Origin of the sequence: Salicibibacter cibarius, assembly GCF_016495725.1 — a bacterium.
Lineage (GTDB): Bacteria > Bacillota > Bacilli > Bacillales > Marinococcaceae > Salicibibacter > Salicibibacter cibarius.
Map to the genome: position 1 here is coordinate 4,212,866 of NZ_CP054705.1, position 20,958 is coordinate 4,233,823.

The window sequence follows — 20,958 nt, forward strand, 5'->3', positions numbered from 1 at the left end:
AATGGTTGAACACCCCCGTTGGTTAATCGTTTCGCTCCTTTCTAAATGTCTTCTATTTGTGCTTCCATATCTTCAATATCATCTTCCCATTCTTCGATTTGATCATCGTCCGGATCGTCGTTTTCGCTTTCTTCATCAATCTGCGTTTGAAGATCATCAATGTCTGCGGTTAATGCTTCATAGGCACTGATTTGGTCATTCAAGGACTCACTGTTGATGTCACTGGCTAGTTGTTTGGCTTCTTCTATATCGCCTGATTGAATATGGGCGTAGCCTAATTTTTCTTGCCGATTGGCATTCATCGGTACGTCTTCAATGGCGATGACATCCTCGTAACGCTCATCATCATACGCGATTTCAAAATCACCGACGGCGGTTTCATAGGATGCTTGAAATTCCGTGAGCGCCTCAAGGTTCTGTTTCTCATATATGGCATCAGCGACGGCTTCATCTGATTGACCATTGATTTGCATGGCTTCTTCGTAGGCTTCCTGCCCGATAAGCAAATGCGTGAGCACGGCGTCTTCTTGATCGCTTCGATCACTTTGCGCTTGCAAGGCTTCCACGGCCCCGTTAGCATCACCGGCCACCGCCTCAGCGTAAAGGGTTTTCATCTCCTTTTCGTCCTCGTACGATTCATTCATCGCTGCAAGCGCTTCGGACTGTTGGCTAACGACGGCCACCAGTCCGATCGAAAACACGAGGGCGAGCGTTGTCACGCCTGCGCCAACGCCTCCGATGATCCTTGCCTTCGGGCTTAGTCGGCTCCACCACGTTTGATTCTTCTCATCCTGTTGACGTAAGTGTTCGTTGATGTCGATCCGCACATCCGCCGGGACTGCCTGCGTCAGTTGATGGAGGAACCGATTGCGTTTTTCAATCTCGTCGTCGTTACGCATACGTCGTTCCATGAGTCGAAAGCAGATATGCTCATACAAATTGGCCGCGTATGAGTCACCCATTTGATATGTGCCAGCATAAAGTTTTTGACCATCTTCACCGTGGACGATGAAGTCTAAGGCAACTGATGATTTATTTTGTTTTTTCCAGCGTTGATCAATCTCCTGCGTTCGCTGCACAGCGTCCGCTAAAGGAAGGGATTGAAACGCAGGAATATGCTCACCTTCCAACGGTGAGGTGAAAAAAACGTGCACCTTTATCCCTCCTGGTTAAATTGTAATATTGAATAGCGTCATATGGCCTCCTCCCTGCTTTAGAAGGTGATGGAGCTTTCAATCCACTGAGAAATCCCGAGAGCGCCTAAGAGCATGACTAAACCGCCAGCAGCACCAACAAACCAACCGATGGATGACATGCGCCCCCGTGCGCCACCGGCCATGAGAAAATAAGCACCAATGCCAATTGAAATCGCCGCCACGACGCCACCAACGACTTGCATGCCTATGAGGATAGATTCACCCGTGCTTTGTATATTATCTACCGCACCTAAAATTAGCTGCCATTCTATCCATTGAATAATCACGCTCATGTGTTTTCCACTCCTTGTAATGGTGATGGTTGAGAGCTCTCACCGGTCTCATCTGTTTTTGCTTGGATTGAATCTTCTTTTTCCGACGATGGCTTTTTTGTTTTTCCTTCCGGTTTGTCATGATAGTGAAGTAAACTTTGAATCAAGACGTCTTGATGCTCACGAATGTACGACTGGTGTTGAGCGTGCAGCCAATCGTTATAATCTCCCCCTTGAATACTTAAAAGCGTCTGGACCAATTCTTTTGACTGTTTTACATCTCGCTGAGAAACCATTGAGATCCTCCTTTCTCGTTTTTAGGCATAAAAAAAGAAGCGTTTTTTACGCTTCATGATTTGTTTCCTTCCTTCACCTCCTTTTGAGAATATAAAAGGATGTATGTTACTCCTACATACACCCTGATTCATCGATTATTCAAATGTACGATCAAAATTTTGGATCTCTGCAGCCTTTTCTTCCTCATCCTCATAATCCACTTCACTTACAGATGTTCGTTCTTCTAATTCTCCATTTTTATAGTAGCTCAATGATTCATGAACACTAGGACCAGCAATTCCAATATCCTCTAATCCTTGTTCATTATCCGTCACTCGTTCATCCCGTGAATTTATTTCCTTGACGGGCATATTTTCAACATTTTCATCTACCATTTCAATAATCTCTTGGCGTTCTTCTTCGTCCTCAGTATTTGTCGTTAAAATAAAGGCTTCTTCATTATCTTGTAAATACGCCTCCATGTCATCTGGTGATAAAGATTCAACACCAGCACTCTCACTACAACCGGCTATTAACAAGGAAAAACTTATAAACCCTCCAAATAGGAAACCTTTGCTGTTCTTCATACAAATCCTCCTACCAAACATGTTAACGCCTGATTATGGATTTTGACGGTTAAACCCGGAACCCCAAGCGTCTCCTCTTCGACAGCTGCGTTTGAATACAACATCCGTAAACGATTTTCAATGATTACAAGAGGTAAATTGCTTTCCTCTATTATAAAATTTTATGATTGCGTGTGTCTAAAGATTTTCGATTGTTTCCATTGTTACGTTTGTAAACATTGTTCAGATTCAGCATTTACATACATGTCTTCGATAATACGATCTTTTCGCCTTTTGACAGCTGCAACCGATAGGTGATGATCTTTAGAAATTTGGCGCAATGTGTTTCCATTTAATAGTTCATCCAAAATGATTTGATCTTTGATATCAGTAATGGCTGTCGAATGGCGTTGAATAAATGAAACTTTCCATTTCAAGCTTTTCGTATGAGTATCATAGCGTTCCATCCTTTGTATTTCATAATAGACAGGGTCGGACGGCGTGCTGCCAGATGGGAGAGTCGCCTCAATTCCATATTTCGATACCATCGCTTGACTCACCCCCGTCATTTCTTGACGTTTCGTGATGAGGACGTTCATCATCCATTTATAATTCATAAGCGCTTCATGGATCTCCTTTTTATTCAAGATATAACCTCCAGTGGAAAGTGATAAATATTCACTGCGACCGACTCGCCATAACTCATCATTGATATTGATTCACATGGCATTCCTCTCATGCGGTATCATCAATATCGATAAATCGCCCGCATTCTTTCATAAAACCAAGATGGATCGTTCCGGTTGGTCCATTTCTCTGTTTCGAAACATCCACTTCTACTTGATTTGCATGATCGGCATCTTGATCGTAGTATGCCTCGCGATATAAGAAAGCGATCACATCAGCATCTTGTTCAATATTGCCAGAGTCTCTAAGGTCAGCCATCACGGGGCGTTTATCATGACGGTTTTCAACCTTCCTAGATAATTGAGATAAAACAATGATAGGAACATTTAGATCCGTCGCCAGGCGTTTAAGTTCGCGCGTAATGGCTCCTACCTCTAAATCTTTACGCTCAAATCGTCCGAGCCCCTGGATCATTTGTAAATAATCAATCACGATAAGCAAGTCATCATCCGGGTTTTCTCTTGCCGTTTGGCGGGAAATGGAGCAAATATCACTGATGACAGATGTATTCTCGTACATATTGAGCTTCCAATCCAATAGCGACGCGATCGATGTCGTTGCCCGATCGTAGTCTTCTTCACTAAAAAATCGAGAAGGAAACTTCCACTTTTGCCCATCGATATGGGTATCCGCCGAAATCATCCGCTGTATTAATTGCTTAGAGCCCATCTCCAGGCTAAATAAAAGACATCTTCCCTCGTTTTTACAATGGTTAGACCCTAGGTTTAAAGCAAAAGCTGTCTTCCCCATGGAGGGACGAGCAGCAACCACGATCAATTCTTTCCGTTGTAACCCGCCGGTCATTTGATCCAACGATTCATATCCTGTCTTGTAACTGTTTTTATTTTCATTTTGTGTACGACTCATATCGTCCGAAATTTCATATAGCCATTCCTTTAACGTTTTCTCTTGGTTGATGGCTCCCAAACGTTGAAGGTCGGTTAATTTCTGAGATAATCGTTGAAGCGCTGACTCGTTCGGCTGTTCCACATATCGAATCGCAGCTTGACGGCTTTCTCTGAGTCTGTACGCTTCAACGATTTTACGTTCATGATGGGTAAACGTTGCGATCGTTGCGACTGAACCAGCAAGCTGTGTCAGGTATTGAATCCCACCGGTTTGATGGATGGATTCACCTAAGGCTGTTATAACAGCAGCTAGTTCAGGTTCTGTTCCTTCCGCTTCGACCGTTCGCATGGCTTTAAAAATCAAGGAATGATTAGCTCTTGCAAAATGAGAAGGTTGGAGCATCGACACCTGAATCAATGGAGGTTCATAAAGAATCGACCCTAATATCGCTTGTTCGGACTCTATACACTCAATCAATTCCATCCCTCGCTCTCTCAGCCAATAATTTTTGGAGATTGATCACGAGTTGACGTTTACGTTCTTGAGACACTTTGGACGCCGCCAACTCCCATTCCCGCCATTTTTCAATGTTTTCGTTTGTTTGAACAGGGTACGCGGCAATTTCAGCAATGGTAGGTGGAAATGGGTTTTTGGTTACATGACGCTCCACATTGGCCATCACACCTTCATAATCCATTTTTAGAAGAGCGGGCATGATGATTTTGACTTTCTTTTCGCTAAGTTCGAATCGTGGATACACAGCCGAAATCGATTCCAAAATATCTATCGCTTGATTGTACTCCATGGATTACTCCCCCTTTTCTCGCATGCGTTGAAGCGTTTCTAAGCGTTGGTCTTTTTGTTTTGGGAAAGGAATGGTCTTTGAGGGTTGGCTTGTTTGTTTTTCGTATGCCTTGATATCATTAATTGTTTTTATGCCTTGTTGAGACCAATCCCTAAGAATGCTTTCGATATAAGCAAAGGATCGAGCATTTTGTTTGATGCCTCTTTTCATCGCAGCAACCACAATCTCTGCGGAGAAGGAGGAGCACCAATCGCTAATGGATTCGGTAATCATCGGTCGCATCACGCCAAAATTTTCTTGATAGATAACATACGGATCTTCGGCGCGTGTCTTTTCCTCATCTTCCACTTCTTCATAACCGTCTCGTTTCTGTTTAGGTATGGTCAAGGATTCGTCATTGGATTGGTATCCTGATGGGTATTCCGATTGGTATATGGATTGGTACCCTGATGGGTCAACTGAGTTGACTAAAGATTTCATTTGATAAGCAGGAGCCTTGTTCTTTTTGCCTTTCTCGTAGACAATCAGATCGTTATCAATAAGGTTTTTACGAGCATTGACCAACCCTTGTTTAGAGAGCCCTGTCAATTTCTCTACAGTAGAGTTGGGCGCATTGAATCGTTCTTTCCAGCCAGCCATATTGTTTATGGACATTAGTGTGTACCATAATGCAATTGCGCTGGTATCAAGATCGTTCAGTAGCAACCAATCCTTAAAAGCTTTTAACTCTTTTACATAATTCATAAAATCACCCTAACCGTATAAATCACATGCTTTTAAATTTATGGAATATTTCTTCTTTTAACGTCTAGATTTAGAAAATAATTCGTCTACTGTCGTATCAAAAATTTCAGCAAGTTGTTTTGCCTCACTTAAAGTAAACTCTTTTTTACCGTTTTCTTTCAAGTAATAGGTTTGTTTATGAATACCAATAACTTTTGAAATATTATATTGAGATAATCTTCTTTCCTTTCTGGCTACATATAAGTTTACATGCACGTTTCATCTCTCCCTTCATTTATACAGAATTTCTGTACTTGATCTTCAAAAAAAATGATCTCCTCAAATGGGATCTTACTCGCCATAACAAACTTTTGAGCATCATCCATCCTTAATATTTTCCGATATTTTTCATACTGAATGTATGTCTTTTTAGACATATTTAATTCATTTGCCATTTCTAATTGTGTCATCTCCCCTATCATTCGGGCTTGTCTCAGTGTGTACTTCATAAGATCACCCCCTTATTACATAAAACTTTAGTACATCATTTCTGTTATTACAAGTAAAATTTTCATTTTATCTGTATTTATAATGAAAAACACATCTATTTTATCATTTATAATGTACTTTTCTACATTTATAATGTATAATAGCAAAGCAGATGATATACTAGGAGGAGAAGATGAATGACCTTATCACGATTAATTAAAAAACTAAGGAAAGAACATCGGTTGACACAAACAGAATTAGCTAAAAGATTAAACGTAGCGCCTACAACCGTTTCCGCTTGGGAGCAAGGCTATAACAAACCTTTAATGGACAAGCTCGTAACAATGTCCAAGATGTTTGATGTCCCTATTCAAGATTTTTTCAAGGAAGAGAAAAAGGAAGAAAATGGTGTCAATCATTCTATACAAGGAGGCTCTTATGTTGCTGAACCTTCGATGAAATATCCAGTTCAAACCCGTGAATTGCCATTATATGGAGACATAGCTGCTGGGGCTTTGGCTATTGTAGAAGGAATTGCTGCAGAACGGCTAGAATATATAGATGTTTCTACACAATTGTTAGGGAAACATTCAAATGCTGACGATTTATTTGTGATGAAAGTGAATGGGGAAAGCATGAATAAAGTTATACCCGATGATTCCTATGTCATTTGCAAACCTATGAATTTGGAAAATATACAAGGCAATGATATTTTAATTTTTAGCCACGATAACGCCTATAGTATGAAGCGATATTATGAACAAGATGATGTGGTTATTTTTAGCCCAGAAAGCACTACGAATAAATATGAAGAAATTGAAATACCAAAAGATACTAGTAACACCTTACGTGTATATGCTAAAGTCATTGGATACTCTGTGATTTTGGATTAGGAGGGAAAGATATGCCAGTATATAAGGATAAAGGCAAAAACACGTACTATGTAAGAGTCAGGGTAGAACAAAACGACGGGACAAAAAAACACGTAAATAAGCGAGGGTTTAAGACAAAGCGAGCAGCTAAAGAAATGGAAGCAAAGTTACTGACAGGGGAAGAAGAAACGAACTCGATCACGTTTAGACAACTTGCCGAGCAATATTTAAATTGGTATGAAAAAAGAAGGAAGTTATCGTCATTCAATAAGAAGAAAAACATCATCCGAAACCATCTGATTCCGGAATTTAAGGACAGGCTTGCTGTTGATATAGTGGCGAATAATGTTATGGAGTATCAAGACAAGATTATCGGTAGTTATTCAAACGATTATTTAAAAACAATACATGTCACTTTGTCGGCAATCTTTACATTCGGCATCAGGTACAAAGGATTGAAGACAAATCCAGCAAGCGTTGCCGGAAACTTTGAATTAGAAGATAACAAACGGCTAAATTATTGGACATTTGAGGAGTTTAAAAAATTCATTGAGGTTGTAGACGACCTTACTTTTAGGGCATTTTTCTACACAAAATATTACAGTGGTGCACGTAAAGGGGAGCTGTTAGCATTAACTTGGAAAGATATTGATTTTAAAGATAATAAAATCTCAATCACTGAAACGGAATATGATCGGGAGGTGACAAAACCGAAAAGCAAATCATCTGAACGTAATTTAGTAATGCCCGATTTTGTTATGGAGGCATTAAAAGAACTTAAAAAAGATGCTGGAAAAACAGCACCTGTAAAATCGGATTATGTAGTGTTCGGGAAATTCTATACGAGTATAGCGACAACCACCCTTGACCGTCATTATGAGAAGTATATTAAAGCATCTGGAGTTAAAAGAATAGTGCTCCACGAGTTCAGGCATTCCCACGCATCATACCTTATAGATAAAAACGTCAACCCGATTGTTATCGCCCACCGGCTCGGTCACGCTGATGTGGCAACAACCTTGAACACGTACAGCCACATGTATCCATCTAAGCAAAAAGAAGCCGTAGAATTAATGGAAAATGACTTTTCGTGAGAACGTTTTTGTTTAAAATGTTCCCAAATTGTTCCCACAGCCTCTGTAACCCCTGTCATATAAGTATTGGTGGAGACGGCGGGAGTTGAACCCGCGTCCAGAAATATTGCCGCTTAAACGTCTACGAGCGTAGTCGCCGTATTATCATTCGCTGTCATTTCAGCCCGGCGACGGGCTTACATGCAGCTAGCCTGATTAGTCTCTTCTGCCGGCCTCAGACGGTGGCCGGTCAGCGTAGCCCGCTATGAGTGAGACCCTTCAGACTTCCACACGGGCGATGGAAGGAAGGATCCGCAACTGTTACGCAGCTACTGGTGCAGCTGGTGTTGCGAAAGTTTCTTTAGCTTTGCCAGTTATTATTGGCGTGGGCCTTTCTCGAGCATGCCCAGCTCGGCTCGCAGTTTAAGCTCAATCTATCCCTGTCGAATCCGTATCGTCCCCGGATCAAAAGCAGAGGTTTTCCCTCTGGACATAATATAATAACACGTTACCCAAGAGATGTAAAGGGGTATTTATTTTGTTTCACAGAAGGCGCGAGCGACACCATTACAAGCGCTCACGCCTTATCACATGTTCAACAGAAAGAGCTACCTATTAAGATTGCTTGCCTTTGCTTTTCTTTTTCTTCCCTTTTTTTCCACCGCCTTTGCCTTTCGCTTTATTTTTCGGAGGTTTATGATCCTCAGGTCGGTTGCGCTCCCCTTGTATGACCTTCGGTCCTTCCCGGGATTTTCGTTTTTTGCGTTCCGGCATGCCGACGATTTCAAAATCAATCGAGGGTTCGTCCATGTTAACATCGAGGACGCGTACATCGACACGGTCACCGATGCGAAACATGTTTGCAGTTCTCTCTCCGATTAGGGCGTATTGGCGTTCGTCGTAATGATAATAATCATCGGTCAAATTACTGACATGGACAAGGCCTTCAATTGTGTTTTCCAAACGGATGAACAAGCCAAAATTTGCTGCACCACTCACAAAGGCCGGAAACTCTTCGCCGATCTTGTCTTTCATGAACTCTGTTTTTTTTAAATCATCCACATCCCGTTCGGCATCAACGGATCGGCGTTCCATGGCCGATGAATGTTTGGCAATGTCCGGAAGCCTTCCTTGCCAGTGATCCACAGTCTTTTTGCCGGTTTGATTTTTCACTAGGTACGTACGGATTAGACGATGGACAATCAAATCCGGATAACGGCGAATCGGCGAAGTGAAGTGAGTGTAGAAATCAGCTGCCAATCCAAAGTGCCCGATATTCGCCGGGTCGTACTTGGCTTGTTGCATGGAACGCAGCATGACCGTGTTGATCACCGTTTCTTCCGCTTCTCCTTTCACCGCTTGCAACACTTCTTGCAGCGCCCCGGGATGAATGGAATCCCCGCGTCCTTTCATCACATAGCCGAAGCTCGTAATAAATTCGAGGAAACTTTGCAATTTTTCTTCGTCCGGGTCTTCGTGTATACGGTAAATAAACGGAAGCTTCAACCAATGAAAATGCTCGGCAATGGTTTCGTTTGCCGCCAGCATGAACTCTTCAATTAACCGTTCGGCCACGGAACGTTCGATGATACGGACATCGACAGGATGGCCATCCTCATCCATCTCGACGTTCGCTTCTTTAAAATCAAAATCGATCGCTCCTCGTTCAAAACGCTTGTTTCTTAATATGCCGGCCAATTTTTCCATGTCCTCAAAAAGCGGCACAAGCGCACGGTATCGTTCTCTCGTCTCTTCATTTTGATCAACGAGAATTTCTTTCACTTCCGTATACGTCATGCGTGCAGAAGTGCGGATGACACTTTCAAAAATATCATGATCGACGACATCCCCTTCGGGGCTAATCTCCATTTCACAAGAGAGGGTGAGACGATCCACTTTCGGGTTCAACGAACAGATGCCGTTGGACAACCGATGCGGGATCATCGGGATAACACGATCAACGAGATAAGAACTCGTCCCACGGTTCTCGGCTTCCACATCAATAGCGGAGCCTTCTTTCACATAGTAACTGACATCGGCAATGTGAACGCCGAGACGATAATTGCCGTTGTCCAGGCGCTTTACTGTTACGGCATCATCAAGGTCTTTAGCATCGGCACCATCGATGGTGACAATCGTTTCCTCTCGTAAATCATGACGTCGCTCGATTTCCGCCGTTTGAATCTCATCAGGCGCAGCAGCCGCTTCTGCCTGCACGTCTTCCGGGAATGCCCCCGGGAGTTCATGCTTATGAATGATTGACAAAATATCGGTACCGGGATCGTTTTTATGCCCGAGAATGGTAGCGACTACCCCTTCGGCCCCCATGCGGCCTTCCGGATATTTCGTTAGTTCAACGACCACTTTATGCCCATCGGCGGCACCATGCTCCTGGCCTTTCGGAATAAAAACATCTTCATACAAACGTTTATCATCGGGGGTAACAAACCCATAACGCTCATAGTCGAGAAACGTCCCCACAACTCGGGTCGTTCCCCGTTCCAGAATGCGAACGACCGCGCCTTCGGACCGATCGCCGGATTGTCCTCCCGATCGGGATTGAATGCGCACAAAAACAGTATCTCTGTTCATGGCACCAGCAAGATCGCCGGGGGCAACATACACATCATCTTGCCCGGAATCTTCAGGCAAAATAAAAGCGAAACCTTTGCGATGGGCTTGTACAGTCCCTTTAAGCAAGTTCATTTTTTCGGGAATGCCGTAGCGATTGTTGCGCGTACGGACTAACTGGCCGGTGTCTTCCAAATGGTTCAACGTTTTCATTAAGTCCTTCCGGTTATTTGCTGAATCCATTTCCAAAGCTTCTTGTAATTCATGTACGCTAACCGGTTTTTTTGCTTCGTCGCGAATATGGGCAAGCACCGGTTCTATTGTTTCTTCAACCATCGTTTTCACTCCTCTACTCCCAATCTAATTGTTCCAAAAATGAGAGAATCTGTTCATATACTTTTTCTTTTTCGTTCCATAGCGTAATCACATGCGGCGCACCCTTATAGCCTTGTACATGTTTTTGGCGGGAGGACACTTCGTCGTAGATCACATGTGCACTATCCGGATCGACCATCTCATCCTTGCCGGCTTGAATGATTTCAATCGGAACCTTTATTTCATGGAGCTGTTCCCGAATCGTGCTGATCAATTCGGGGATAGCAGACAACACCGGGTCGGTGTCATTTTTGAAATCAGCCATTTCATTTTCAATGGTCTGTTCATCTTTTTTCTCATATCGTTTGTATTCTTTGGCATACTGTAAAAGCCCGTTATATAGGCGGTGATCCTGTTCTTTCGTGATGGCGGGCGCGCACATCGGAATAATGCCATTCACCTTGAACGTGTATCCGGCTTTTAACGTAAACAAACCACCGAGAGAAAGACCGCAAACGGCAATATGCTCAAACCCCTGTGCCCGTAGGTATTCGTATCCTTCTTTCACGGCTTTCCACCAGTCTTCGGGACCCGTTTCCAATAACTGTTCGGGCGGAACGCCATGTCCGGGGAACATGGGCGCGTGTGTTGTGTACCCGTTTTTTTGCAGGAAGCGACCGAGCATGCGCACATCCGCCGTTGATCCGGTGAAGCCATGCAAAAGCAAAACAGCGCGCCCGTTATCGCCATTAAACGTAAACGGTTTCGGGGGTACGATTTTCAATGATTCTTTTCCTCCTCCATTACGTATGCCTAATTATGTTTCCCGTCTTTCGCTTCTGATAATCCTAAAAAAACAACGGGAGCGTCCCCCGTTGTTTTATTGCAGAAAATATGCCAGTAAAATAGTGCCAATGAAAAATAGCACGGCGAGCACAACCGTTGCTTTCGCCAGAAAGGATTCAACCCCTCGTGCTTTTTGTTTCCCCATTAATTGTTCCGCTCCGCCGGAAATGGATCCGGATAAACCGGCACTTCTTCCCGGTTGCATGAGGACAAGCGAAATCAGAGTGATACTTACAATAATTAATATGATCGTAATGATGGATGCCAAGTGCGTCACCTCCTGATCAATCCGCACATCTAAACCTATACCAACTTTATCATACGGAATAAAAGCAGACAATAGCGACATGCGAGGGGAGGTGTTCGGGTAGTCTACGCCATTTTTGCCTCCACAACCTCCGATTATGCTTCGGATGTCGACCTAACGCCTTTCTCGATCTTTAGTTAGGGCTTCATCCTTCTTTTTTGACGACCTAACGACCTTCACGGTCTACAGTTAGGTCTTCATCCTGCTCCTTTGACGACCTAACGCCATTCGCGAGCTTCCGTTAGGGCTTCATCACTTCCGCATATATAATCGGCACCCTTCCTATCACTTGATAAGATTGATGATTTCCGTTGCTAGTTCTTGCGCTTTTCGGTTAATGGGTTGAAAGTTCATCGCTTGCCCATAATATTTTTCCAATTCATCGTGGACTTTTTTTGCTTCACGCAAATAATGTGTCCCTTGTTTCATCCAATTCTTGTAAGACGTGTCCGTTTCGCGGATCGCATCGGCCTTCTGCTCCTCGATAGATGGATCCATACAACGCAAAAACATATCGACAACTTCGTCATTTTCCCGACTCGGCTTAAATGGATGCGGGTCCGTTCCATCCAAAATAGCTATTTGCAACGCCGGAATGATCACCATATCTACGCTTTCCGGATCAAATGCACAATAATAATACTCAACGCCGTAAGCCTTATTTTCCGCATGTTTCCCGATTCTTTTCATCATCGATGATTTTCCGCTACCGGCACGCCCCTTTAAGATGTATCGTTTGCTCACATCTTCCGTTAGATTACCATAAAAATGAACCGGCCCTTTAGGTGTGGCCGCGCCGAAGAACCGATGCTTGATTGCTGGGACCTGCTCGACTTCCCCGGTTTTGGAGAAAATTTCCCTAATCAGTTCCTCCGCCACTTGATCCGCTTTCTGAAAGTCCATGGCAGTTAAGTAAATAGCTTCTAAATCGTCGTGCACGTTCCGGGCCTCAGCAAATGCCGCATATGCTTTGGAAAAAGCATCCTTATTTTTATCGGTCAATGCCACGATATCTTCTCTGTGTTCCTCCAATTTGGTATCGTCTCGAAAATCGCCCAAATGAACGATATCATCAATCACACCCGGATACTTGGGATCCATCATGTGCGGTGCTGTTCCATCTACGATCCCAACCTTTAAGGAAGGAATGATCACACCGTCAAGCGAGCCATTGTCGGATGAACAATGAAGAAATTCAATCGATTCGCCTTTTTCTGCCACAGCGTTGCCGACATGTCTGATTAGCGTCGACTTGCCCGTTCCCGGTCCGCCTTTTAATATATAAAGTTGTTCGAGCCCTTGCACCGCTTCTTCATAAAGCGAATAAAAGCCGAGGCTGGAGTTGCTGCCGGCATAGTAATTTTTAATGTTACCCATCGTGCTCCCCCGTTCCGTTATAAGGCATGGATCTATTGATTAGCCTATGCGGAGGGAGGTGTTTTCGTTACAACACCGCCGACTGTCATGAGATGAAAGGCGTTGCTTGAAATCCCCTAAACCCGATTTTGTCCCACATGCAGAAGGAAAACGGTTCCCTACGGTACAATAAACCAAATTTTGTCCCACTTACGGAAAGATAATAACTCCTAATGGTACAATAAACTCGTTTTTGTACCACTTGCGAGTGGAAGACGGCTCTCAATGGTACGATAAACCTGTGCCGGGTCCGCGCAAACCAAAGATGCCCAAAGGATCTCCCCTTTAGGCACCTCTATTTCACTCATCCAACTGATAAAACGTCTCTTTTCCCGGATAGATGGATCGGCCACCGAGTTGGTCATGGATGCGTAGAAGTTGATTGTATTTGGCAACACGGTCGGTTCGCGATGGGGCGCCCGTTTTGATTTGCCCCGCGTTTGCAGCAACGGCAATATCCGCAATGGTAGCATCTTCCGTTTCCCCGGAACGATGGGAAATCACAGCCGTGTAGCCGGCTTTTTTCGCCATTTCAATCGCGTCAAATGTTTCCGTGAGCGTTCCGATTTGATTCACTTTGATCAAAATAGAGTTTCCAACGCCGCGCGTAATGCCTTCGGACAGCTTTTCCGTATTGGTGACGAACAAATCGTCGCCAACAAGCTGGACCCGGTCGCCAATCGTGTCGGTTAGTTTTTTCCATCCGTCCCAATCATTTTCATCCAAGCCATCTTCAATCGAAACAATCGGATACTTATCAACGAGCCCTTTATAAAAGTCGATCATCTCATCGGCACTTTTTGTCACGCCTTCGCCTTTCAAATGATAGTTGCCATCTGCATACATTTCCGATGCAGCTGCATCCATCGCGAGCACGACGTCTTCTCCGGGTTTGTACCCTGCTTTTTCGATGGCTTCAATGATGACTTCAAGCGCTTCTTCGTTTGATTTTAGATCCGGGGCAAATCCGCCTTCATCGCCGACAGCGGTATTATATCCTTTTTCTTTTAATACTTTTTTCAAGGTGTGGAAAATTTCCGCTCCGATCACAACTGTGCTCCGGACATCCGTTGCGCCGACCGGCATCACCATAAATTCTTGTAAATCAACGCTATTGTCGGCATGTTCACCGCCATTTAAAATATTCATCATTGGCACGGGCATGGTTTTTGCATTAAAGCCGCCGAGATATTCATATAATTCAAGGCCCATTTCTTGGGCAGCTGCGTAGGCACAAGCCATCGATACGCCGAGGATGCTGTTCGCACCCAGCTTTTCCTTGTTCGGAGTGCCGTCAAGATCAATGAGCAAACGATCAATGCCGAGTTGATCGGTTACGTCAATGCCAACGAGGTGCGAGGCGATTTCTCCGTTTACATTTTCCACTGCTTTGAGCACGCCTTTCCCCATTAGACGGTCACCGCCATCCCGAAGCTCCACCGCTTCATGCTCGCCGGTGGACGCTCCGCTCGGGACAAGTGCTCGCCCAAGAACGCCTTCCTCTGTCACCACTTCAACTTCAACTGTCGGGTTCCCCCGGGAATCAAACACTTCCCGGGCAAACACATCCGCGATCATTGTCATCCTTCGTCATCCTTTCTCAGCCTTTATTATTAAATTCCGTCCTGTCATTTCGGGAGGTTGGGCAATGCCCATCATCGCGAGCAATGTCGGCGCCAAATCGGCGAGAATGCCATCGCTTCGTAATTCCATGCCCGCTTTTGTGACGATGACCGGCACCGGATTTATCGTATGTGTTGTCATCGCGGCTCCGTTTGCTTCCGTCACTTCATCGGCGTTGCCATGATCTGCCGTTACAATTGCGGCACCGCCTTTTTCGTGAATAGCGTCCACAATTCGCCCCAAATGCTTATCCACAGCTTCTACCGCGGCAATGGTTGGTTCCAATTTTCCGGAATGCCCGACCATATCGGGGTTGGCAAAATTAAGGACAATCGCATCATGCAAATCGTTTTCAATCGCGTCCAATAACGCTTTTGTTACCTGCGTCGCACTCATTTCCGGTTGCAAATCATACGTGGCGACTTTCGGAGAGTCAATTAGGATTCTTTCTTCTCCATCAAAGACTGTATCCATGCCGCCATTCAAGAAAAACGTAACATGGGGATACTTTTCGGTTTCCGCGATGCGCAGTTGCGAATAACCGGCGTTGGAAATAGTTTCCCCGAGCGTGTTCGGGAGTTGCAACGCTTCAAAAGCAACATCGGCGGTAAATGTATCATGATAGTGCGTCATCGTCACATCATAAAGGGTGCGCGGTTGCTTCTCGCCTCTGTCAAAAGGAGTGAACGTTTCCGCAACTAATGCTTCCGTCAGTTGAATGACACGGTCCGGCCTAAAGTTAAAACAAATGACGGCATCCTCATCGGAAATGGTTGCGACGGGGCTTTCGTCTGCCGCTTGCACAACGGTCGGTTCCACAAATTCATCATAAATCCCTCGTTCGTATGAGCGGTCAACGGCTGCCAACGGATCGGTTGTTTTGTTTCCTTGTCCGTAAACAAGGACATCGTATGATTTTCGGATCCGTTCCCAACGCCGGTCACGATCCATTGCATAGTACCGCCCGTGCACGCTTGCCAGTCGGCCGACACCTATGTCATCCATTTCTGTTTGCAGTTGTGCAATGTAGGTTTTCGCACTTTGCTGGTCCACATCTCTGCCATCCAGAAACGCGTGGACGAACACGTTGGATATGCCTTCTTCTTTCGCGAGCTTCAGGAGAGCAATAACGTGATCAATGTGGCTATGAACCCCGCCGTCCGACAATAAACCATACAGATGAAGGGAACTGTTCTTTTTCTTCACATGGTTTATAGCGTTATGAAATGCTTCATTTTCAAAAAAAGTTCCGGCTTGAATGCCTTTGTTAATCAATGAAAGATTCTGATACACAATGCGGCCGGCGCCAATATTCATATGGCCGACTTCGGAATTCCCCATTTGACCGGCCGGAAGGCCTACCCTTTCGCCTGAAGCCGCAAGGGTCGCGTGGGGATACGCATGCCATAAATGGTCAAAATTAGGAGTCCGGGCTTGCCCTACAGCATTGCCATATGTTTCATCCCGAAGGGCAAAGCCGTCAAGGATGATTAAAGCGTGCGGAGCTTGCTTTCTCATTGGGCAGCCTCCAATAGCGAGAGGAATGAATCCACCTTGATACTGGCACCGCCCACGAGCGCCCCATCAATATCTTCATCCGCCAAGTATTCCGCGATATTTTCCGGTTTGACACTGCCCCCATATTGAATGCGGGTGGCTTCTGCCGCTGAGTGACCGTATTGGTCACGAATGTATGCACGAATGGTTCTCGCCATTTCTCCGGCCTCCTCGGGATTTGAGGATTTTCCGGTGCCGATCGCCCAAACAGGTTCATATGCAAAGACGCATCCTTTCACCTGCTCGGCTTCCACTCCCTGCAATGCTTGCTCCAGTTGCTTACGCACGACTTCATCTGCGCGGCTCGCTTCCCGTTCTTCCAATTTTTCGCCGATACATACAATCGGGGTCATACCATGTGCCAAGGCTGCATGAAGCTTTCGATTCACCCGTTCATCGGTGTCATTGAACATTTCGCGCCGTTCGGAATGGCCGATAATAACAAGGTCAATACCGATCGATGTTAACGTCGGGGCGCTGATTTCACCGGTGAAAGCGCCATGGTCCTCTTCATGCATGTTCTGTGCACCGATCCTTAAATCGGTTTCCTTAGCTTTTTCCGTCATTCCTTTCAACGATAACGCTTGCGCGCAAACCGCGCTTTCCACTTCTTCGTTTGAAGGGACGCGATCCTTGACGGCATCGACAAACGCCAGCGCTTCCTTATCGGTTACGTTCATTTTCCAATTTCCCGCGATAAATGGTGTCCGCATGAGCATCACCTCTTATTATTCTGTTTGATCGTCAATCGCCGCAATTCCGGGCAACGCTTTCCCTTCCATAAATTCCAGTGACGCGCCGCCTCCCGTGGAGATATGGCTCATTTCCGCCGCGAAACCGAACTGTTCTACGGCTGCCGCAGAGTCTCCCCCGCCGATAATCGTAAAACCGGCAGTGTTTGCCAATGCCCCGGCCACTTCTTTCGTTCCTTCGGCAAATGGCGCCATTTCAAAAACACCCATGGGACCGTTCCATATGACGAGGGAAGACGCTAGTATTTCCTCTTTATAGGCTCTCACGGTTTTCGGACCGATATCAAGGGCTTGCCAATCGGCAGGAATGCCATCGATATCCACGATTTCGGTCGTTGCATCTTCCTTAAAATCATCGGCAACGGTTGCATCAATCGGGAGAAGTAATTTCACACGATTACGCGCGGCTTTTTCCATAAATTTTTCAGCCAATGCGATTTTATCTTCTTCGAGCAAGGATTGCCCGATTTCATACCCTTGCGCTTTCACAAATGTGTAAGCTAAGCCACCGCCGAGCAACAGAGTATCGACTTTATCAAGAAGATGATCGATAACCTCAATTTTGTCTTTCACTTTCGCGCCGCCGATAATGGCGGTAAATGGACGATCGGGATCGTTCAAAGCCGATCCGAGAACGTCGAGTTCTTTCTCAAGCAAAAAACCGGCCGCAGAAGGCAGATGGCGGGCGATGCCTTCGGTAGAAGCGTGAGCACGGTGGGCTGCGCCAAATGCATCGTTTACGTATACGTCGGCAAGCGCTGCCATTTGTGCGGCTAGTTCAGCGTCATTTTTTTCTTCCCCTGCCTCAAACCGCACATTTTCCAATAACAGAATGTCCCCGGAAGCTAGTTGATCAAACGTTTGTTTAACGCTTGCGCCGACGACTTCATTAACCTTGTGAACCTTGATTTCCAACAGTTCTTCCAACCTGCGGGCAACCGGGTCCAAACGCAACTCCTCTGCGACTTCTCCTTTCGGCCGCCCCAAATGGCTCGCGAGGATGACTTTCGCTCCTTTTTCCCGCAAAAACCGAATCGTAGGCAAGGCTGCACGAATGCGCGTATCGTCGCTTACCTTTCCGTCTTGCAAAGGAACGTTGAAATCAACCCGGCAAAATACGGTTTTTCCGGTGACTTCGAGGTCATGAATGGTTCTTTTCTTCACGTTAGGCCCCTTCCTCTCTTATGTATGGTGGAAAGAGAAAAGCGGGAGCAAAACACACGTGTTCTGTCCCCGTTTTTCTTCTTCTGCCTATTATAACCCTTTTTGTGCCATATGCGCGACCAAATCTACGACACGGCTGGAATATCCGAATTCATTATCATACCAGGCAACGACTTTGACCATGTTTCCTTCCATCGTTAACGTTGACTGGGCATCTATCGTGGCGGAATGATCGTTGCCGTTATAGTCACTGGAAACGAGCGGTTCTTCACTATAGCCGATAATGCCTTTCATCGTCGTTTCCGCTAATTTTTTCATTGAAGCGTTCACTTCATCAGCTGTCACATCGCGGTCCAATTCCGCGACAAAATCAACAAGAGACACGTTTGGCGTCGGAACACGAATCGCGTTCCCGTTCAGTCGCCCTTCCAGTTCAGGGAGGACGAGAGCGACAGCTTTGGCGGCTCCGGTTGAAGTTGGAATGATGTTCTCGCCGGCAGCCCGCGCGCGACGATAATCTTTATGCGGCAAATCCAAGATTTGCTGGTCATTTGTATACGAATGAACGGTAGTCATAAAACCTCGGCGAACCCCAAATTCATCATTTAAGGCTTTCGCGAGTGGCGCGAGGCAATTCGTCGTGCATGAAGCATTCGAGACAACGTCGTGATCCTCAGGGGAATAATCGTCGTCATTAACCCCCATAGCAAACGTTTGGTCTACATTTTTACCCGGAGCCGAGACGAGAACTTTTTTCGCGCCTCCTTCCAGGTGTTTTGCCGCATCGTCACGTTCGGTAAAACGGCCTGTCGATTCCACGACGATTTCAACGCCGTGCTCGTTCCAGCCGATGTTTGCCGGGTCTTTTTCAGATGATACATGAATTTTTTTCCCTGAAATAATAAGGTCATCCCCGTCAACATTCACCTCTTCCGGAAGTGTTCCATGCACGGTGTCATACTTTAGCAAATGGGCAAGCATGTCCGCGTCTGTCAGGTCATTGATGGCAACGACTTCAACGTCGTTATTTTCCATCGCTGCCCGAAACACCAAACGTCCGATTCTGCCAAATCCATTGATTCCTACTTTTGTTGTCACTATAAATTCCTCCTTAACAAATTAAAAATTAAAGGCTTTAATGGCCTCGGCCGCACCTTCGTCGGTGATCAGCAAATCACTTGGGCGGTACGTCATGTAGGCGATAATCGCTTTAGCTTTTGACGCCCCGCCGGCCATGGTGATGACCTTTTGCCTTTCCCCAAGCTCATCAAGTTGCAAGCCGACTGTTTTTTCCTTTTGAACAACGTTTCCATTTCCATCAAAATAGTAACCGAAGCTTTCAGCGACAGCGTTTAACGTTTTTAAGCGATCAAGTTTTTTTTCATCCGCATTTCTTCTCGTAGCCATCGTACGGGCATCGCCTACACTATGGATAACCATGCGCGGGGAACGGATCAGGCTCAGCAGTTCTTGAATCCCAGGTTCTTGCGTTAGCGATTCATAAGCGAGGTCGCTTAACTGATCGGGCACATGCAATAATCGGTACCGGGCATTGGCACTTCTCGCCAACGCCGCGCAAATCGTGTTCGATTGCAAATCAACATTTTCCCCAAGGCCTCCGCGAGCGGGAACAAATGTAACCTGTTGCAAGTTGGGATGAGGAGAAACGGATTCCGCCAACGTCGCGAGCGTCGTCCCGCCTGCCACGGCAACGACATCGTCGGGGCGGAGGGTTTGAATCATCTCGCTGACACAGGCACGACTCATTTCTTTTTTCACCCATGGTTGGCCATCGCTGTCGCCGCTCGTCACAATCACGTGCGGAATGTGAAGGAATTGCTGTAAATCAGCTTCCAACCGCGAGCGTCCGGAAATGTTTTGCATGCTCGGTCCCAACTCATCAAGCAACGTACGCCCCTCCTCCGTCAAATCCATCCCTCCGGATTTCACTTCCAAAAGGTTTTGTTCCTTGAAAAGTTCCACCTCGCTACGAAGGACACGTTCCGATATTTGTAATGCTGCAGCAATCGTTCGCCTGCCAACCGGAGCACTTACACGGATAAATCGCAGAATATCAAAACGACGATTTAAATTTTCCAAAATGTCCGGCTGTAGTTTCTTTTGCCATTTTAGAAGATCAAGCACGGAGAACATCACTTCTTTTTTACCGGGAACAATTTCGTCCCTGCGAGTCAATTTCGTTCCCGATGTAGGTTAACTCTATTATAGATCATTCTCCTTTTGCTTGCAATGTTAATGTAACCTTTAAAAGAAACCCACATGTTTTCGGGGAACAGCGAGACTTTTAAACGCGGGCATTGAATAATGCTTTATCGCGATAGTATCGTTTATTTTTAGACCCGGTGGGGATTCATGATCGGTGTATGACGACCCAATTGTTTTCCAGCTGATGGTTTCGGGCTTCATCAGCGCTTTATGGCGACCGATTTAGTTCGCTCCTGCTGATTTCGGGCTCCATGGACGTTTCATGGTGACCCAATCGGTTCACATCTGCTGGTTCCGGGCTTCATGAGCGTTTCATGGCGACTTAGCGGTTGCTTCACGCCGCATGTTCGAACATTTCGGCAGATGGAAATGC

At 45.6% G+C, this 20,958-nt stretch carries 22 protein-coding genes and 1 other RNA gene; 2 read left to right on the forward strand and 21 right to left on the reverse strand.

Features of this window, described 5'->3' with window-relative positions; all coding sequences use genetic code 11:
* Positions 1–41: 41 nt before the first annotated feature.
* The 10 genes from HUG15_RS21190 to HUG15_RS21235 all read right to left on the reverse strand — a co-directional run bounded on the left by HUG15_RS21190 (position 42) and on the right by HUG15_RS21235 (position 5,883).
* Positions 42–1,154 carry a hypothetical protein gene (locus HUG15_RS21190; protein ID WP_200125559.1) on the reverse strand — a complete coding sequence of 371 codons (1,113 nt, stop codon included), beginning with the start codon at positions 1,152–1,154 and terminating at the stop codon, positions 42–44.
* Positions 1,155–1,213: 59 nt separating this feature from the next.
* On the reverse strand, positions 1,214–1,489 hold the full coding sequence (locus tag HUG15_RS21195; RefSeq protein WP_200125561.1) for a hypothetical protein: 276 nt from the start codon (positions 1,487–1,489) through the stop codon (positions 1,214–1,216).
* Complete coding sequence (locus tag HUG15_RS21200) at positions 1,486–1,764, reverse strand: hypothetical protein (protein ID WP_200129116.1); 279 nt, start codon at positions 1,762–1,764, stop codon at positions 1,486–1,488. The genes HUG15_RS21195 and HUG15_RS21200 overlap by 4 nt, the downstream gene beginning before the upstream one ends.
* 135 nt (positions 1,765–1,899) lie before the next feature.
* The gene (locus HUG15_RS21205) at positions 1,900–2,331 is read right to left on the reverse strand and encodes a hypothetical protein (RefSeq protein ID WP_200125563.1); all 432 of its coding nucleotides are present in this window, start codon (positions 2,329–2,331) and stop codon (positions 1,900–1,902) included.
* 203 nt (positions 2,332–2,534) lie between these two features.
* Positions 2,535–2,957: a hypothetical protein gene (locus tag HUG15_RS21210; RefSeq protein WP_200125565.1), complete on the reverse strand. Its 423-nt coding sequence runs from the start codon at positions 2,955–2,957 to the stop codon at positions 2,535–2,537.
* Positions 2,958–3,045: 88 nt separating this feature from the next.
* A complete protein-coding gene (locus HUG15_RS21215; RefSeq protein ID WP_200125567.1) occupies positions 3,046–4,329 on the reverse strand; it encodes a replicative DNA helicase in 1,284 nt (427 codons plus the stop codon).
* A complete protein-coding gene (locus HUG15_RS21220) occupies positions 4,316–4,651 on the reverse strand; it encodes a replicative helicase loader/inhibitor (protein WP_200125569.1) in 336 nt (111 codons plus the stop codon). Before HUG15_RS21220 ends, HUG15_RS21215 begins: the two co-directional genes overlap by 14 nt.
* Before the next feature lie 3 nt (positions 4,652–4,654).
* Positions 4,655–5,395: a DnaD domain-containing protein gene (locus HUG15_RS21225; RefSeq protein WP_200125571.1), complete on the reverse strand. Its 741-nt coding sequence runs from the start codon at positions 5,393–5,395 to the stop codon at positions 4,655–4,657.
* Positions 5,396–5,452: 57 nt separating this feature from the next.
* A complete protein-coding gene (locus HUG15_RS21230) occupies positions 5,453–5,650 on the reverse strand; it encodes a helix-turn-helix transcriptional regulator (RefSeq protein WP_090396072.1) in 198 nt (65 codons plus the stop codon).
* Entirely contained in the window at positions 5,641–5,883 is a 243-nt protein-coding gene (locus tag HUG15_RS21235) for a helix-turn-helix transcriptional regulator (RefSeq protein ID WP_200125573.1), read from the reverse strand. Before HUG15_RS21235 ends, HUG15_RS21230 begins: the two co-directional genes overlap by 10 nt.
* A gap of 177 nt (positions 5,884–6,060) precedes the next feature.
* Here HUG15_RS21235 and HUG15_RS21240 point away from each other — a divergent pair, with 177 nt between their 5' ends.
* Complete coding sequence (locus HUG15_RS21240) at positions 6,061–6,756, forward strand: XRE family transcriptional regulator (protein WP_200125575.1); 696 nt, start codon at positions 6,061–6,063, stop codon at positions 6,754–6,756.
* An 11-nt stretch (positions 6,757–6,767) separates the two neighbouring features.
* Entirely contained in the window at positions 6,768–7,829 is a 1,062-nt protein-coding gene (locus HUG15_RS21245) for a tyrosine-type recombinase/integrase (protein ID WP_200125576.1), read from the forward strand.
* 67 nt (positions 7,830–7,896) lie between these two features.
* Here the strand turns inward: HUG15_RS21245 and ssrA are convergent.
* The 11 genes from ssrA to HUG15_RS21300 form a co-directional block, all read right to left on the reverse strand.
* Positions 7,897–8,270: a transfer-messenger RNA gene (gene ssrA, locus HUG15_RS21250) on the reverse strand.
* A 153-nt stretch (positions 8,271–8,423) separates the two neighbouring features.
* Entirely contained in the window at positions 8,424–10,715 is a 2,292-nt protein-coding gene (rnr, locus tag HUG15_RS21255; protein ID WP_200125578.1) for a ribonuclease R, read from the reverse strand.
* A gap of 13 nt (positions 10,716–10,728) precedes the next feature.
* A complete protein-coding gene (locus HUG15_RS21260; protein ID WP_200125580.1) occupies positions 10,729–11,478 on the reverse strand; it encodes an alpha/beta hydrolase in 750 nt (249 codons plus the stop codon).
* Positions 11,479–11,574: 96 nt separating this feature from the next.
* The gene (gene secG, locus HUG15_RS21265; RefSeq protein WP_200125582.1) at positions 11,575–11,808 is read right to left on the reverse strand and encodes a preprotein translocase subunit SecG; all 234 of its coding nucleotides are present in this window, start codon (positions 11,806–11,808) and stop codon (positions 11,575–11,577) included.
* 324 nt (positions 11,809–12,132) lie between these two features.
* On the reverse strand, positions 12,133–13,224 hold the full coding sequence (locus HUG15_RS21270) for a PRK06851 family protein (protein WP_200125584.1): 1,092 nt from the start codon (positions 13,222–13,224) through the stop codon (positions 12,133–12,135).
* Between the two features lie 339 nt (positions 13,225–13,563).
* Positions 13,564–14,847, reverse strand: a complete 1,284-nt coding sequence (eno, locus tag HUG15_RS21275) for a phosphopyruvate hydratase (protein ID WP_200125586.1) — start codon at positions 14,845–14,847, stop codon at positions 13,564–13,566.
* Between the two features lie 6 nt (positions 14,848–14,853).
* A complete protein-coding gene (gpmI, locus tag HUG15_RS21280) occupies positions 14,854–16,404 on the reverse strand; it encodes a 2,3-bisphosphoglycerate-independent phosphoglycerate mutase (protein WP_200125588.1) in 1,551 nt (516 codons plus the stop codon).
* Positions 16,401–17,156, reverse strand: a complete 756-nt coding sequence (tpiA, locus tag HUG15_RS21285; protein ID WP_200125590.1) for a triose-phosphate isomerase — start codon at positions 17,154–17,156, stop codon at positions 16,401–16,403. Before tpiA ends, gpmI begins: the two co-directional genes overlap by 4 nt.
* Positions 17,157–17,171: 15 nt before the next feature.
* A complete protein-coding gene (locus tag HUG15_RS21290; protein ID WP_200125592.1) occupies positions 17,172–18,359 on the reverse strand; it encodes a phosphoglycerate kinase in 1,188 nt (395 codons plus the stop codon).
* 90 nt (positions 18,360–18,449) lie between these two features.
* Positions 18,450–19,457 (reverse strand): type I glyceraldehyde-3-phosphate dehydrogenase, encoded by a 1,008-nt coding sequence (gap, locus tag HUG15_RS21295; protein ID WP_200125594.1) that lies wholly within the window; start codon positions 19,455–19,457, stop codon positions 18,450–18,452.
* Positions 19,458–19,478: 21 nt separating this feature from the next.
* Positions 19,479–20,504, reverse strand: a complete 1,026-nt coding sequence (locus HUG15_RS21300) for a sugar-binding transcriptional regulator (RefSeq protein WP_281393623.1) — start codon at positions 20,502–20,504, stop codon at positions 19,479–19,481.
* Positions 20,505–20,958: the final 454 nt, after the last annotated feature.

What these genes read in the sequence shown, in the direction of transcription:
- HUG15_RS21195 (WP_200125561.1), bottom strand. Translation starts at nt 1,489, where the DNA reads ATGAGCGTGATTATTCAATGGATAGAATGGCAGCTAATTTTAGGTGCG.
- HUG15_RS21200 (WP_200129116.1), bottom strand. Translation starts at nt 1,764, where the DNA reads ATGGTTTCTCAGCGAGATGTAAAACAGTCAAAAGAATTGGTCCAGACG.
- HUG15_RS21205 (WP_200125563.1), bottom strand. Translation starts at nt 2,331, where the DNA reads ATGAAGAACAGCAAAGGTTTCCTATTTGGAGGGTTTATAAGTTTTTCC.
- HUG15_RS21215 (WP_200125567.1), bottom strand. Translation starts at nt 4,329, where the DNA reads ATGGAATTGATTGAGTGTATAGAGTCCGAACAAGCGATATTAGGGTCG.
- HUG15_RS21220 (WP_200125569.1), bottom strand. Translation starts at nt 4,651, where the DNA reads ATGGAGTACAATCAAGCGATAGATATTTTGGAATCGATTTCGGCTGTG.
- HUG15_RS21225 (WP_200125571.1), bottom strand. Translation starts at nt 5,395, where the DNA reads ATGAATTATGTAAAAGAGTTAAAAGCTTTTAAGGATTGGTTGCTACTG.
- HUG15_RS21235 (WP_200125573.1), bottom strand. Translation starts at nt 5,883, where the DNA reads ATGAAGTACACACTGAGACAAGCCCGAATGATAGGGGAGATGACACAA.
- HUG15_RS21240 (WP_200125575.1), top strand. Translation starts at nt 6,061, where the DNA reads ATGACCTTATCACGATTAATTAAAAAACTAAGGAAAGAACATCGGTTG.
- HUG15_RS21245 (WP_200125576.1), top strand. Translation starts at nt 6,768, where the DNA reads ATGCCAGTATATAAGGATAAAGGCAAAAACACGTACTATGTAAGAGTC.
- rnr (WP_200125578.1), bottom strand. Translation starts at nt 10,715, where the DNA reads ATGGTTGAAGAAACAATAGAACCGGTGCTTGCCCATATTCGCGACGAA.
- HUG15_RS21270 (WP_200125584.1), bottom strand. Translation starts at nt 13,224, where the DNA reads ATGGGTAACATTAAAAATTACTATGCCGGCAGCAACTCCAGCCTCGGC.
- eno (WP_200125586.1), bottom strand. Translation starts at nt 14,847, where the DNA reads ATGACAATGATCGCGGATGTGTTTGCCCGGGAAGTGTTTGATTCCCGG.
- gpmI (WP_200125588.1), bottom strand. Translation starts at nt 16,404, where the DNA reads ATGAGAAAGCAAGCTCCGCACGCTTTAATCATCCTTGACGGCTTTGCC.
- tpiA (WP_200125590.1), bottom strand. Translation starts at nt 17,156, where the DNA reads ATGCGGACACCATTTATCGCGGGAAATTGGAAAATGAACGTAACCGAT.